General features: G+C 68.8%; 8 protein-coding genes and 1 tRNA gene. 4 read left to right on the top strand and 5 right to left on the bottom strand.

The window, feature by feature from the left end; translation table 11 throughout:
- The first annotated feature begins 9 nt into the window (after window positions 1-9).
- Window positions 10-1,599 (top strand): peroxidase family protein, encoded by a 1,590-nt coding sequence (locus tag AC2YHJ_RS07860; RefSeq protein ID WP_487395155.1) that lies wholly within the window; start codon window positions 10-12, stop codon window positions 1,597-1,599.
- A gap of 36 nt (window positions 1,600-1,635) precedes the next feature.
- Here the strand turns inward: AC2YHJ_RS07860 and recG are convergent, their stop codons facing one another.
- The gene (gene recG / locus AC2YHJ_RS07855) at window positions 1,636-3,768 is read right to left on the bottom strand and encodes an ATP-dependent DNA helicase RecG (protein WP_487395154.1); all 2,133 of its coding nucleotides are present in this window, start codon (window positions 3,766-3,768) and stop codon (window positions 1,636-1,638) included.
- Between the two features lie 27 nt (window positions 3,769-3,795).
- On the opposite strand from recG, the gene AC2YHJ_RS07850 reads away from it, so the two are divergent.
- The 3 genes from AC2YHJ_RS07850 to AC2YHJ_RS07840 all read left to right on the top strand — a co-directional run bounded on the left by AC2YHJ_RS07850 (window position 3,796) and on the right by AC2YHJ_RS07840 (window position 8,471).
- On the top strand, window positions 3,796-4,095 hold the full coding sequence (locus AC2YHJ_RS07850) for a succinate dehydrogenase assembly factor 2 (RefSeq protein WP_487395152.1): 300 nt from the start codon (window positions 3,796-3,798) through the stop codon (window positions 4,093-4,095).
- On the top strand, window positions 4,050-7,541 hold the full coding sequence (mfd, locus tag AC2YHJ_RS07845; RefSeq protein WP_487395151.1) for a transcription-repair coupling factor: 3,492 nt from the start codon (window positions 4,050-4,052) through the stop codon (window positions 7,539-7,541). Before AC2YHJ_RS07850 ends, mfd begins: the two co-directional genes overlap by 46 nt.
- A 312-nt stretch (window positions 7,542-7,853) precedes the next feature.
- Window positions 7,854-8,471 carry a hypothetical protein gene (locus AC2YHJ_RS07840; RefSeq protein WP_487395150.1) on the top strand — a complete coding sequence of 206 codons (618 nt, stop codon included), beginning with the start codon at window positions 7,854-7,856 and terminating at the stop codon, window positions 8,469-8,471.
- 808 nt (window positions 8,472-9,279) lie between these two features.
- Here AC2YHJ_RS07840 and AC2YHJ_RS07835 read toward each other — a convergent pair.
- The 4 genes from AC2YHJ_RS07835 to AC2YHJ_RS07820 form a co-directional block, all read right to left on the bottom strand.
- Window positions 9,280-9,355 (bottom strand) — tRNA-Val (locus AC2YHJ_RS07835).
- 67 nt (window positions 9,356-9,422) lie between these two features.
- Entirely contained in the window at window positions 9,423-10,082 is a 660-nt protein-coding gene (locus AC2YHJ_RS07830) for a DsbA family oxidoreductase (RefSeq protein ID WP_487395148.1), read from the bottom strand.
- Between the two features lie 55 nt (window positions 10,083-10,137).
- Window positions 10,138-10,983, bottom strand: coding sequence for a GGDEF domain-containing protein (locus AC2YHJ_RS07825; RefSeq protein ID WP_487395147.1), 846 nt, complete (start codon window positions 10,981-10,983; stop codon window positions 10,138-10,140).
- A 158-nt stretch (window positions 10,984-11,141) separates the two neighbouring features.
- Window positions 11,142-14,729 (bottom strand): beta strand repeat-containing protein, encoded by a 3,588-nt coding sequence (locus tag AC2YHJ_RS07820; protein WP_487395146.1) that lies wholly within the window; start codon window positions 14,727-14,729, stop codon window positions 11,142-11,144.
- Window positions 14,730-14,762 lie beyond the last annotated feature (33 nt).

Genomic DNA, 14,762 nt, shown 5'->3' with positions numbered 1-14,762 from the left:
GCACGCACCATGAGCTGGTTTGAACGCAACATCATCAAGCCCATCGGCAACGCCATCGACGGCATCGCCATCCTGGACGGGGCGGCAACGCATTTCGTGGTGAACGGCGCGGTCGGCGTCACGCGCTCGCGTCCGCATCCGTGGAGCACCTTCGCCGATTACGTCTGCTGGGACGGCTTGACCGATCGCGGCTATCTCGGGCGCCATCTGCCGCCGTCGGATCTCGGTGCGCTGCCGGAGTGGGAACAGGTGCAGGCCCTGTTCGCGCGGCCCGAGGGCAAGCAGCGCCTGTCGACGAAATCGACCTGCCTGTTCCCCGCCTTCGCGCAGTACCTGACCGATGGGTTCATCCGAACGCTGCCGACCAATGCCGCCCGGACAACCACGAATCACGAGATCGACCTTTGCCCGCTCTACGGGCGCACCCGCGACCAAACGCTGGCGCTGCGCCTGCTTGCCGAAACCGCCGGAAAGCGCGGTCGGCTGAAGTCACAGATGATCGGCGATGAGGAATTCGCGCCTTTCCTGTTCCAGGACGACAGGAAGACCATCAAGCCAGAATTCGCGGCGCTTGACGCGCCGCTGATGGTCCCGATGCAGAAGACGCCGCCAGACCAGCCCTGGCCGCCTTCCTATGCCAAGACAGAAACTATCTTCGCCTTCGGTGGCGACCGGGCCAATTCCACACCCTTCACCTCGATGATGAACACCCTGCTGCTGCGCGAGCACAACCGCCTCGCCGCCAATCTCGAGGCGCAGAACCCCGGCTGGAACGACGAACGCGTCTTCCAGACCGCGCGCAACATCACCATCGTCCAGTTCATCAAGCTGGTGGTCGAGGAATACATCAACCACATCACGCCACTGCCCTTCAGCATCGGCGCCGATCCCTCCGTCGCCTGGGGTGCGAAGTGGAACCGCCCAAACCGAATCACGGTCGAGTTCAGCCTGCTCTACCGCTGGCATTCGGCCATGCCGGACACGCTCGACTGGAAGGGTCAGATCATCGACATGGGTGCGTTCCAGTTGAATAACGCCCCTCTGCTGACCGTCGGGCTCAATGACGCCTTCGAGATCGCCTCCGCTCACGCGGCCGGGCACATCGGCGCTTTCAACACGGCGGCGCCGCTGCTGCCGATCGAGCGGCTCTCGGTCACGCAGTCCCGCTCCAACCGCCTCGCGAGCTACAACGACTACCGCGAGGCCTTCGGCATGGAACGGGCCGAATCATTCGGGGACATCAGCAAGAACGAGGAGATCCAGACCAAGCTCGAGCAATTGTACGGCACGCCCGACCGGGTCGAGTTCTACCCCGGCCTCTTCGCGGAGGACACCGTGGGCAATGGTGTGCTGCCGGGCCTGCTGATGTCGATGGTGGCGGTGGATGCGTTCAGCCAGGCGCTGACCAATCCTCTGCTGTCCGAGCATGTGTGGACCAGGGCGCCGGAAGGAAAGACCTGGCCGGATGCCTTCACGGAGTGGGGGCGCGAGGAGATCGCGCGGACCCACAAGCTGCGGCACATGCTGACGCGCAACGTGAAGCGGCGCGGCAGCGGTGCGGTCGAGATGACGCAGGCCGGCTGGCGCTACGGGGCCTGAGGCCGCTCGGGCGCCGCGCCGTGGCGCCGCCGGCGGCTACCCCGCATCGAGCGGCGCCATGGTGATGTCGTGTCCGAACAGGGCGAGCAGCAAACGCGTGGCCTGACCGCGCGTCGAAGCCAGATCGGGGTCGCGCCCCAGCAGCACTTCCGCGTCGCGATGCGCGATCTCGACCAACCGCGCATATTCCTCCCGGTCCTCGCGGGGATCGAGCAGCCGTGCCCCGGGAAGCCCCGCCTGGCGGGCGCCGAGCGCATCGCCGCCGCCGCGTGAGCGCAAATCCTCCTCCGCGATCACGAAGCCGTCGTCGGAATCGCGCAGCACCAGCAGCCGCCGCTTTTCTCCTTCCGTCAGCCCTGGCGAATGGACCAGCAGGCAGGAGGACGGCTTCGACCCGCGCCCGACCCGCCCGCGCAACTGGTGCAGCGCGGCGAGGCCGAAGCGTTCGGCCTGCTCGATCAGCATGATGGTCGCCTCGGGGACATCGACGCCGACCTCGATGACCGTGGTGGCGACCAGGATCTTCGTCTCGCCGGCGGCGAAGGCGGCCAGCGCGGCCTCGCGCACCGCGATGTCCTGCAGGCCATGGGCAAGTCCCACCTGGCCCGGGAAGCGGGCGCCGAGTTCGGCGAAGCGATCTTCGGCCGCGACGGAGTCGTCGCGTTCCGATCCGCTGATGGCGCGCACGACCCAATAGGCGCGCTCGCCCCGCCCAATCGCGTCGCCCAGCCGGTCGACGATCTCCGGCAGCCGGTCCTGACTGACGACGCGGGTCGCGATGGGCTGGCGGCCGGGCGGCTTCCCGGCGAGGCGGCTGACCGCCATCTCCCCCCATTGCGTCAGCAGCAGGGTGCGCGGGATGGGGGTGGCGGTCATCACCAGCATGTCCACCGCGTCGCCCTTCTCGGCCAGCATCAGTCGCTGGGCGACGCCGAAGCGATGCTGTTCATCGACCACGGCCAAAGCGAGGTCGAGGAAGACGACACCTTCCTGGAACAGCGCATGGGTGCCGAGCACCAGCGGGATCGACCCGTCGGCGAGGCCGGCCAGCACGCGCTTGCGCTCCTTGCCCTTCACCGATCCGGTCAGCAGCGCGACCTTCACGCCGGCGGCGTCGCACAATTTCTCGAAAGTCCGCAGATGCTGCCGGGCGAGCAGTTCGGTCGGCGCCATCAGCGCCGCCTGAGCCCCGGCCTCGGCCGCGCGCAGCATCGCCATGACCGCGACCAGCGTCTTGCCGGCGCCGACATCGCCCTGCAGCAGCCGCAGCATCCGGCGCGGGGCGGCGAGGTCGGCGTCGATCTCGGCAATGGCCTGGCGCTGGGCCTCGGTGGGCGGGAATCCGAAGGCAGCGAGCGCCTTCGCCCGCAGCACCTCGCCCCCGCCCAGCGCGCGGCCCGGCCGTTCGCGGGACCGCCGCCGCACCAGGCCGAGCGCCACCTGGCCCGACAGCAATTCGTCATAGGCCAGCCGGCGACGCGGGGCCTCGCCGGGTTCGGCCTCCGGCGCCTGGATGGCGCGCAGCGCGGGGCCGAAGCCGGGCCAGCCCTCACGACGCAGCAGCGGGGCGTCCTGCCATTCCGGCAATTCCGGCAGCAGCACGAGCGCCGCACCCATCGCCCGCGTCACCTGCGGCAGGGACAGCGCGCCGGTCAGCGGCCAGACCGGCTGGATCGCCGGGATGCCGTCCGCCTTGGCCGAAACCTGCGGGTTCACGATGACCCAGTCGTCGCCCTCATCCTTCAGGCTGCCGGCGAACCAGCGTGTCGCCCCGACCGGCAGGGCCTTCTCCGCCCAGGCCTTCTGCCAGTTCATCAGGAAGGCGGTCAGTGCCTCGCCCCCGGCCTCGCAGCGGACCCGGACATAGGGGCGCCCTTGCGCCGAGCGGCCCGGCTTGTGGGACCCGATGACGACCGGGATCAGGGCCTCGGAATCGGGCAGCGCCTGGGATGGGCGTTCGATGCGCCGCCGCGTCAGGTAGCGCTCCGGCAGGTGCAGCAGCAGGTCGAGCACGCGGGACCCGCCCGCGGCCTTGGCGATCAGCCGGGCCTCGTTCTCCTTCACCCCTTTCAGTTCGGCGATCGGCGCCATCAGCGGCGTCAGCGCATTGACGCCCGCATTGCTGCCAGGGGGCAAAGTCGCATCTGGTCGGGCTGACACGATTCCCATCGGCCTCTATATGCCAGGGCTGAGCCCATGCCCGAACCCCAGGACCTCGATCCCCGCCGCCGCCGTCTCGTCTACCGGGCGCTGCACCGCGGCACCAAGGAAGCCGATTTGATGATCGGCGGCTTCGTCGCGCGCAACATCGCCGAATTCACCGAGGCCGAGTTGGACGCAATCGAGGCCGTGTTGGAACATTGGGATGTGGATTTGGCCGATTGGCTGTCCGGCCGCCGGCCCATCCCGCCCGAGGCCGATACCCCCATGATGCGTCGCATGGCCGCCGAATGCGGCCGTACGGGTGCGGGCGTGCCCCCAGGGGCAGAACGGTGAGGGCCGTCACCGTCCACGGCGCCCCGGAAGGCTTCGACGCCCTTCTGCTGTGCCGTCGCCGCGCGGAAACCGATGCCCCCGTCGTCCATATCTGCCGCGACGATGCCCGCATGGCCCGCATGGCCGAGGCGATCGGCTTCTTCGCCCCCGAGGTCGAGGTGCTGCGCCTCCCGGCCTGGGACTGCCTGCCCTACGACCGCGTCTCACCCAACCCCGAGATCGTCGCCGAGCGCGTCGCCACCCTGACGCGCCTGCTGGAGCAGCCGGCCCGCCCGCGCATCCTGCTGACCACGGTGAATGCCGCCGCCCAGAAGGTGCCGCCGCCCGCGACCTTCGACGGTGCGACCATGGCCCTGAAGAAGGGCGGGCGCGTCGCACCCGAAGCCCTGACCGCCTTCCTGGAGGCGAATGGCTACCACCGCACCGGCACGGTGATGGAACACGGCGAATACGCCGTGCGCGGCGGCATCGTGGACCTGTATCCGGCCGGTGAATCCGACCCCGTGCGGCTCGACCTGTTCGGCGACGAGATCGAGGATCTGCGCCGCTTCGACACGGCGACCCAGCGCAGCGGCAAGGTGGTGCCGGAACTGCGCCTGCGCCCGGTGGGGGAGGTGTTCCTCGACGAGGCATCCCGCGCGCGCTTCCGATCCGCCTATCGCGAATTGTTCGGCGCGGCGGCGGCGGAGGACCCGCTCTATGTCTCGGTCAGCGCCGGCCGCAAGCATCCGGGCATGGAGCATTGGGCCGGCCTGTTCCACGACGGCATGGTTGCGCTGCTCGACTACACGCCCGGTGCGAGCGTCAGCCTGGACCATCAGGCGGATGACGTCGCCACCGCGCGCTTCGACATGGTGGCCGACCACTACCAGGCGCGCCGCGTGCCGGTGCGCGTCGCGGAAGGGGAGGTGCCCTATCGCCCCGCGCCGCCGCGCACCCTGCATCTCGACCGCGAGGATTGGGACGAGATGCTGGGCCGCGGCCAGGTGCTGCAGTTCAGCCCCTTCACGGGTGGGGCCGAGGGCGCGCAGGGGATCGAGGCCGGCGGGCGTCCCGGCCCGCTGCTGACCGATGCGCGCGCGGCCGGGGAGAACGTCTTCACCGCCTATGCCGGGCTGGTCGGCGCGCATCTGAAGGCGAAGCGGCGGCCGCTGCTGGCCGCCTGGACCAAGGGATCGCGGGAGCGCCTCGCCAACCTGCTCCGCGAGAACAGCATTGCGGCGGCAGTGGCCGAGGATTGGAAGACCGCCCGGGCGCTGCCTGAAGGCATCGTCGCCCTGGTGGTGATGGGCCTGGAGCGCGGCTTCGTCGCCGATGGCATCGCCGTCACGGCCGAACAGGACATCCTCGGCGAGCGCATCGCCCGGCCGGCACGCCGCCGCCGCCGCGCCGACCAGTTCATCGCCGACGCCACCGAGATCGCGGAAGGCGACCTCGTCGTGCACCAGGACCACGGCATCGGGCGGTATGAGGGCCTGACCACCATCGAGGTCAGCAGCGCCCCGCATGACTGCCTTCGACTGACCTATGACGGCGGCGACCGGCTGTTCGTGCCGGTCGAGAACATCGAGATCCTGTCGCGCTTCGGCACGGAAACGGCGGGCGTGGCGCTCGACAAGCTCGGCGGCGTGTCGTGGCAGAACCGCAAGGCCAAGGCGAAGTCGCGCATCCGCGACATGGCGGGCGAGCTGATCCGCACCGCCGCGCTGCGCCGGATGAAGGACGGCACGCTTGCAACGCCGCCCGAGGGGCTGTGGGATGAGTTCTGCGCCCGCTTCCCCTTCGCCGAGACGGAGGACCAGGCGCGCGCCATCGCCGATGTGCTGGAGGACCTGTCCGCCGGCCGGCCGATGGATCGCCTCATCTGCGGCGATGTCGGCTTCGGCAAGACCGAGGTCGCTTTGCGCGCCGCCTTCGTGAGCGCCATGAGCGGGTCGCAGGTGGCGGTCGTGGTGCCGACGACGCTGCTCGCCCGCCAGCATGCCCGCACCTTCACCGCGCGCTTCCAGGGCTTCCCGGTGCGCGTCGCGCAGCTGTCGCGCATGGTCACGGCCAAGGAAGCCGCGGAGGTCCGCGCGGGCCTGAAGGACGGGACCGTCAACATCGTCGTCGGCACCCATGCGCTGCTGGCGAAGGGCATCGAGTTCGGCGATCTCGGCCTCGTCATCGTCGATGAGGAGCAGCATTTCGGCGTCAAGCACAAGGAAGCGCTGAAGGCGCTCAAGACCGACGTGCATGTGCTGACGCTGACGGCGACACCCATCCCGCGCACGCTGCAACTCGCCCTGACCGGGGTGCGGGAGATGAGCGTGATCGCGACGCCGCCGATCGATCGCCTGGCCGTGCGCACCTTCATCATGCCCTGGGACCCGGTGGTCCTGCGCGAAGCGATCCAGCGCGAACGCTTCCGCGGCGGCCAGGTCTTCTGCGTGGTGCCGCGCATCGAGGACATGGCGAAAGTCGCCGAACGCCTGACCGAGATCGTGCCCGAGGCGCGCGTGGTGCAGGCGCATGGCCGCATCAGTCCGACCGAGCTCGAACGCATCATGACCGAGTTCGGCGACGGCAAGCATGACGTGCTGCTGGCGACGAACATCATCGAGAGCGGGCTCGACATGCCCGCGGTGAACACGCTGCTGATCCACCGCGCGGACATGTTCGGGCTGGCGCAGCTGTATCAGATCCGCGGGCGCGTCGGGCGCGGCAAGCTGCGCGGATACGCCTATCTCACCTGGCCGCAGTCGCACCGGCTGTCCGCCGCCGCGGAGAAGCGGCTTGAGGTGATGCAGACGCTCGATAACCTCGGCGCAGGCTTCACGCTCGCGTCCCACGACCTCGACATCCGTGGCGCGGGCAACCTGCTGGGCGAGGAACAGTCGGGTCAGATCCGCGAAGTCGGCATCGAACTGTATCAGCAGATGCTCGAGGAGGCGGTGGCCGACATCAAGGCGGGGCAGGGCAGGGACGGCAGCGATTCCGAACGCGACTGGACGCCGCAGATCAATCTCGGCCTGCCGGTGCTGATCCCCGAGACCTATGTCGCCGACCTGCCGGTGCGCCTTGGGCTGTATCGCCGCATCGGCGCGCTCGCCTCGGATGCCGAGACGGATGCGATGGGGGCGGAACTGGCCGACCGCTTCGGGCCGGTGCCGGCGGAGGTCGAGAACCTGCTCCAGGTCGTCGCCATCAAGCGGCTGTGCCGGGAAGCGGGGGTCGAGAAGCTCGATGCCGGGCCGAAGGGCGTGGTGCTGTCCTTCCGCGGCAACCGCTTCGCCGATCCGGCCGGGCTTGTCGGCTGGGTGACGGCTCAGAAGGCGCAGGTGAAACTGCGGCCCGATCACAAACTCGCGCTGTTGCGGGAGATGGACCTGCCGCAGCGTGTGAAGGCGGCGCGGGACCTGCTGACCTCGCTCGCACGGCTGGTGCGCCGCGCCCGCGCGGCCTGATCGCCGGCAGGGCGAACGGTATCGCGCGGAGGGTTGGCGCGCCGGCTGCGCGCCGGACATGGGCGGGCGGCCAGTTGCCAGCCGGCCCGGCCGGCCGTAAGCGAGTATCATTCCGACCGAGGTGCCTCCCTGATGATTGTTGCGTTTTCCCGGCCGGCCCGCCTGGCCTCCCTGGCGGCTGCTGCCTTCCTGCTCGTTGCCGGGGGACCACCGCCCGATCGCACCACCACCACGCGCCAGCGGGCCCTGCCGGCGGCGTCCGCACCTGCGCCGGCACCGGTGTCGGAGCCCGCGCCGGTGCCGGGGCCCTTGGTGAGCGCCCCCGCCGCCGCCGTGGCCGCCGTCGCGGCGCCGGACCTGTCGCACCTTTCGCCCGCCGATCGCGCCCGCGCGCTGGCCGATGCACGGCCCTGGTCGGGCACGCTGTTCGTCGGTTCCTCGGTGGCGGACGGCAAGCTGCGCGACCTGATCGTGTCCCCCTGGACCGGGTCCTGGGGCGACGACACGCTGGTCGGCGGCGCCGTGCAGTACCGCCTCGGTCGCTTCTGGCGCTTCTTCACCGTGGATCTGGAAGCCGGCAGCGCCTACCGCTTCGGCGACACGGAGGGCGGCGAGTTCTGGGGGGCGGTCTATCTCCGCTACGACGGCTTCCCCTGGTCGAACTACGTCTACACGACCATCGGCCTGTCCATGGGGCCTGACTTCGTGACGCGGCTGCCGCAGGTGGAACGGGGGACCGATGCGCGGCCGGAGCAGAACCAGTCCGCCTGGCTGAACTTCTTCTCGCCGGAACTGACCCTGGCACTGCCCGAATACCCGCAATACGAACTGGCCTTCCGCTACATGCACCGCAGCGGCATCTTCGGCCTCTACAACGGGGTATGGGAGGGCGCGAACTCCTTCGTGCTCGGCTTCCGCTACCGCTTCTGAGCATGACGTACGCGCAGACCGTCGCCCTGGTGCGACGGCTGCACGACATCTGAAGCAGCGGGGACGCCGCGGCGATCCCCGAGGCCTATGCGTGCGGCTTCGTCGCGCATAGGCCCAAGGGCTGAGGCGAACCGCCCGGCCATCACGACCAACATGCCGACACTGCGCGCGGTGGAACGCATTTGCGCCTCCTGCCCCGACTAGCCGGGGAGGCGGAGGGTGTGGTGTTCGGAGGCGATCGCATCGTGGTGCGCTACACCTCGACCGTCATGCGATCCGGACCGTTCCCAGATCGCCAGCGGGGCAGGGCTCGCGTCAGGGTCGCTGAGGTCTCGATCGTCCGCATCGCCGGGCGATGGTGCCCGAACGACGCTCTGGTGTTCTTCAAGCAACTGGACAGCGTGGACGCGTCGCGGCTGGGATCGATGCGCTTCCTTGACGCACGAGCGCACCCGTTCGGACGGCCGGCCAAGACGCAACGTTGCGTGGCACGAAGCGGCGGGCGGCAGACAGCGAGTGTCCTCCGAAACACCGCGCAACCGCACCAAGGACCCGCCCCGATCCACGAGCGCTTGCGCGCCCATCTCGACGGCCATGCACGACGCTACAATGCATGGAGCGAAGTGGCTGGCGGCTGTGGGCGAGTGTGCACTGATGTGCCACGTAATCGGATCGAGGCCTTGCCTCGATCCGCGAGCGCAAAGCGGGACCGCGCCCATCCCGGCAGCGGCCGCACCGCAACAGTGCATGGCGCGAAGGCAAGGGCCGCGGATGCGGCCCGCCCGCAGTCTGAGGGACAAAAGAAAAATGGTGGGCGCACGTGGGATCGAACCACGGACCTCCTGCGTGTCAAGCAGGCGCTCATACCACTGAGCTATGCGCCCCCCGTCCCGGCGGGGCCGCCTCCTTAGACGCGGTCGGCTGACCGCGCAAGGCCCCCCGGGATTTTGTTCACGCCTCGACCAGCGCGACGTCGAGAAGGCGTTCCAGAACCTCGGGTTCCTGGGCTCCGGCGATGGCGTGGCGGCCGGCCACGACGAAGCAGGGCACGCCGTTGATGCCCAGGCGGTGCGCCCGCAGATTCTCCGCATGCACGGCATCCGCATCGGCAACCGATTCGAGGAAGCGATGCACCCCCGCATGATCCAGCCCGACCCGCATGGCGAGCTGCACCAGCGTATCGACATGGCCGAGATCCGCGCCCTCGGCGAAGTGGCCGTGGAACAGCGCATCGACCATCGCCTCGCCCAGGCCCTCGCGCGCCGCGAAGCGCACCAGGCGATGGGCATCGAGGCTCGAAGGCATGCGCCGGATGCGGTCGAAGCGGAAGGGCACGCCCTCCGCCAGGCCGAGCTCGGCGATGGTCGTATGCAGGCGCCGGGCGCGTTCCTCGCCGCCGAACTTCCGGGTCAGGAATTCCTGGCGCGGCAGTCCCGCCGCGGGGATGTCCGGGTTCAACAGGAAGGGCCGCCAGACGATGTCCACCAGGATGTCCGGCCGCGCCCGCAAGGCCCGCCGCAGCCGCCGCGTGCCGAGGTAGCACCAGGGGCAGACGAGGTCGAAGACGACCTCCACCTGCAACCGAGCGCGAGGGGGAACGAGAAGGTTCACGACGCGATCCTAGAGCAGCGTCCCATCGGGTGCCACCGCCGCTCGCCGGCCGCGCTCAGGGCGCCCCGCCGGGGGAGCGCGCCGGCGGCGGTGCCGCAAGCCTCACCCGGTCCCCGCCTTCCGCAAGCGCCTGCCGGTAGGCCGTCAGCGCGGCCGAGATCGCTTCCTCGAGCGCGGCGGGTTCCGCGCCGTCGCCCACCACGGCAATGCCAACGCTGACCGCCACGCGTCGGCCGCTCATCTCCGGATCGACCATCCGCTCGGAGGCGAGGGCGCGGAGGCGGGTCGCGACGCGCTCGGCCGATTCACCCGTGGCTGCTGGCAGCAGCGTGCCCAATACGTCGGGTTCGACATGGCCCGATAGGTCCCCGGCGCGCGTCGCATCACCCAGGATGGTTGCGAGGCTGCGCAGCATCTCGGCCGCCTGGCCGGGGCCACGCCGGTCAAGGATATGCGCGAGGCCATCGACCCCGGCAACAAGCATGACCGCGGGCGATCCTTCCCGGCGACAGCGGGCGAGGGCCGGGATGATCTGGCGCAGCAGCAGTGGGTGGTTGGGCAGGCCGGTGGTGGGGGCGAAGGGGGCGTCGCGCGCCGCATCCCGCGCCACGGCGTCGCGGTGGCGCAGCGTGCGCAGGAGGACGATGACGAGTGTGGGCAGCGTGAGTTGCGGAACCAGCCGCGCCAGCGCCTGCCATCCCAGCGGCGGACCGGCAGTGAAGTCCAACCCCAGCACGACAGCATTGGCCAGGAGTGCCACCGTACCGAGGACTGACAACTGCGCACGGCGTTGGTCGTGATGCCACTGGAACGTAGTGCGAAGTGCGAGGACGGCGACAGCGGCGGACAGCAGAATGGCCACCAGCTGTGTCGCCGCGAGGACCAGCGGAGCAGAGTTCAAGATTGCATGCCCATATCCAGGGGGACGGTCTGACCGACCCCCCTATTGGCTGCCATGCCCAAATGCACCGCCTCCTGGCGGCGACCATAGACCCGCGCCGCGGGACAATGCCAGAGCGTGCCAGATGGCCGGCAGCGACGCCGCCACCCGGTACGTTGTCAGAGCAGGAAGTCGGTGCCGGACAAGCTGCCGACACCCAGCAGGGTGATCGCCATATCAACCGTATTGTCGCCATTGGCGTCGAACAGCACGTCCGTGCCTCCCGCGACTGCGGTATGGCGGACTGATGCAATGCCGCCGCCGACGAAGCTACCGGACCCGGCCCAGAAGAACGCCTGGTTCCCGGCCGTGCCCGTGTTGGCGTCGATCCAGGCGACGTCGATGCGGTCGGTTCCGGTAACAAAATCAGCAATTACGTCACGTGTCGCGGCAGCGCTGTCGGCAAGCGCGAGATAGCGGAATCGATCAGCCCCATCCCCGCCTGCCAGAGTATCGGCGCCGGCATTGCCATACAGCGTATCGTTGCCATCCCCGCCCGACAGGGCATTGGCCAGCGCGTTACCACGCAACTCGTCATTGTGGATGGAACCGCGCAGGCTCTCGATCTGGACATAGACGTCGCCCAGCGCGTCCCCGGTATTCGCGCCGGGGGCATCGAGCCGGGCGATCACGGCCGCCGCGGCCGTGCTGTAATCCGCGAGATCGGTACCGTTGCCACCAACCAGGCGATCGGCGCCCGCGCCGCCATTGAGCGTGTCGTTGCCGTTCATGCCGAACAAGCTGTCCGCCCCGCTGCCGCCTGCAGCCACGTCGTCCAGCGCGCCGAGCACCGCCCGGTCCGCCCCGAAACCGAGGGTGATGTCGAAGCGTTCCGCCCCGGTCACTTGGGTTCCGTCGCCGACCAGCGTCGTCACTGCCCCGGCATTAACGAAGTTGAAGATGAGCGGCCCGGTGGCCGTGGCACGGTTGAGCACGGCGAGGTCGGTTCCGAGGCCGGCCACGAGCAGATCAACGCCGCCATAACTCTCAAGCCGGTCATCGCCGTCTGCACCGAACAACTGGTCGTTGCTGTATATCGGGCCGACCGGCTCGTCATCGATCAGCGTGTCGTTGCCGGTGCCTCCGAGGAGGCGATCCCCACCATTGCCGCCACGCAGCAGGTCATCGCCGGTGTCGCCGCCCAGCGTGTCCTGCCCATCGCCGCCTTCGAGCGTGTCGTTACCGCCACCACCGACCATCCAGTCATGGCCGCCGAGGCCACTGACGATGTCGCTGCCTTCTCCGCCGAAGAGATAGTTGTCGACCGTATTGCCTATGATGGTGTTGTCGAGCTCGCTGCCGCGGCCGAGCCGCGCCGTGCCGAGCAGCAGGAGACGCTCGAAGTTCAGGCCTTCGGCCAGCGTCCAATTCACGGTGGAGCGGACTTCGTCCGTGCCGTTGCCATTCGCCTCGGACAGCACGTCGGCGGTCGAGTCCACGTAATAGATGTCGTTGCCGAGGCCGCCCGACAGTGTGTCCGCGCCGGTGCCGCCGTCGAGCGTGTCGTCGCCCGACCCGCCCGTGAGAGAGTCCGTGCCGCCGCCGCCGAACAGCAGATCGTTCCCGTTGTTCGCGGTGACCACATCCGACAGGCCGCCAGTGGCGATGGTATCGTTGCCGTTGCCGGTCGTGATGTTGAAGCGCTCGACGCCCGTGCTCCGGGCTCCGTCCCCGACCAGCACCGTCTCAAGCAAGGCGTTCGTGAAGTTGAAGCTGAGTGCGATCGACGCGTTCGACCGGTTGAGGGTGAGCAGATCGATCCCCAGCCCACCATCAATGCTGTCCGCGCCGGCGTTGCTGGTGATGGTGTCGTCGCCATCACCACCGTTCAGCGTATCCAACGCAATGTTGGAGCTGTTGTCGCCGTCTACGAGCTGATCGTTATCCGCACCGCCAAAGAGTTGATCCTCGCCAAGGCCGCCGTCCAGGTTGTCGGCGCCGGCGTCGCCGAACAGGCGGTCGGCTCCACCCGAGGCCGTCAGCCGGTCATTGCCATCGCCGCCCTGCAGGGTGTCATTGCCGGAACCGGCGGAGATCTGGTCGTCGCCTGCCGCACCCGAGAGGGAATTCGCGCCGTCACCGCCGGTGATGTTGTCATTGCCGGACCCGGTGACGATTACATCGGCCGCGCTGCCGGTCGTGATGGCAAAGGACTCCACGCCGCGGACATTCGTTCCGTCGCCCACCAGTGCCGTGACGGCTTCCGCGCCTGCGAAGATGAAGGTCAACGATCCCACCGCACTGGACCGGTTCAGCGTCAGCCGATCCACACCATCGCCGCCATCGATGGAATCCGAGCCGCGCTGGCTCGTGATATTGTCGTCATTGGCGCCACCGAGCAGCGTGTCATCGGACACGTCGCTGCTGGAATCGCCATCCGTCAGCTGGTCGTTCCCGTTGCCGCCATCGAGGAGATCGCTCCCCTCACCACCGGCGAGATTGTCGTTGCCATCACCGCCGGACAGGGTATCGAGCCCCGTTCCACCCGTCAGGACATCATTGCCGCCGCGGCCCGAAAGCACGTCGTCGCCGGCATTGCCCGTCAGGCGATCGACACCATCACCAGTGGCGATGGTGTCCGCGCCGGTACCGCCTGCGATGATGAAACGCTCGATCCCGCTGACGACGACGCCGGCCCCGGACATCGTCGCGGCCAGATCGACGGACTGGACATCGAGGCCGAGCGCGGCACCGATGAAGGAGCGGTCGATCTGGGCCTCATCATCCCCGTCGCCGCCGTCGATCGTGTCCGCACCGGCATTGCTGATGATGACGTCGTTGCCTTCGCGGCCGTCGATGATGTCGGCGCCGGCCTCCGTGCGGGTGTCACCGTCATTGATCCGGTCGTTGCCGCCGCCGGCATCCATGACATCGGAGCCGAGGCCTCCATCGAGCGAATCATTACCGGTACCCGCATCGAGCGTGTCGCTGCCGCGACCGCCCAGCACGATGTCATCGCCCTGGTCGGAGATGAGCAGGTCGTTGCCGTCATTGCCTTCGAGCAGGTCGGTACCCCAGCTCGTGATAACGAAGTCGCCGCCACTGCCGCCACGGAAGGTGAAGGACTCAACGCCAGTGACGGTGGTGCCATCGCCCTCCACCGTGCTGAGGGCATCGGCGCCGCCGAAGATGAAGGTCAGCGACACCAGGCTGAAGGCGCGGTCGATCACGGCACGGTCGATGCCAAGTCCGCCATCGATCAGATCGCTGCCATTCATCGAGGCGAGCGTGTCATTGCCAACGCCGCCCAGGAGCGTGTCGATCGACGATGCGGCGGCGCTGTCGCCGTCGGTCAGGCTGTCATTGCCCTCGCCGCTGGACAGGCTGTCGGCGCCAAGACCGCCATCCAACGTGTCGTTGCCGATGCCGCCGTCGAGAATGTCGGCATCGGTCCCGCCATTCAGCTGGTCGTTGCCTGCGCCGCCCGAAAGCGTGTCGTTGCCGGCCTGTCCCGCCAACCGGTCATCACCGTCGGCACCGTTGATGCTATCGTCGCCGCCGCCGCCGTCGAGAAAGTCGTTCCCCGTCTCGCCGAAGATCGAGTCCGAGCCACCGAGGCCATAGATCGCGTCCGATCCACCACCGCCCAGGATCGTGTCATTGGCGCTGTCGGAACTCTCAATCGTTGTCGGGCCGCCATAAATGATGTCATCGCCTGACGATCCGATGAGGCTGTCAGGAGTGGTGTTTCCGAACAAATTCGCCATACGAAAGGGCTCCCGGTCGGCGATTCCTGGCGC

This window comes from Roseomonas sp. SRI_022, from assembly GCF_057586215.1.
This window is presented reverse-complemented; position numbering and strand designations above follow the sequence as displayed.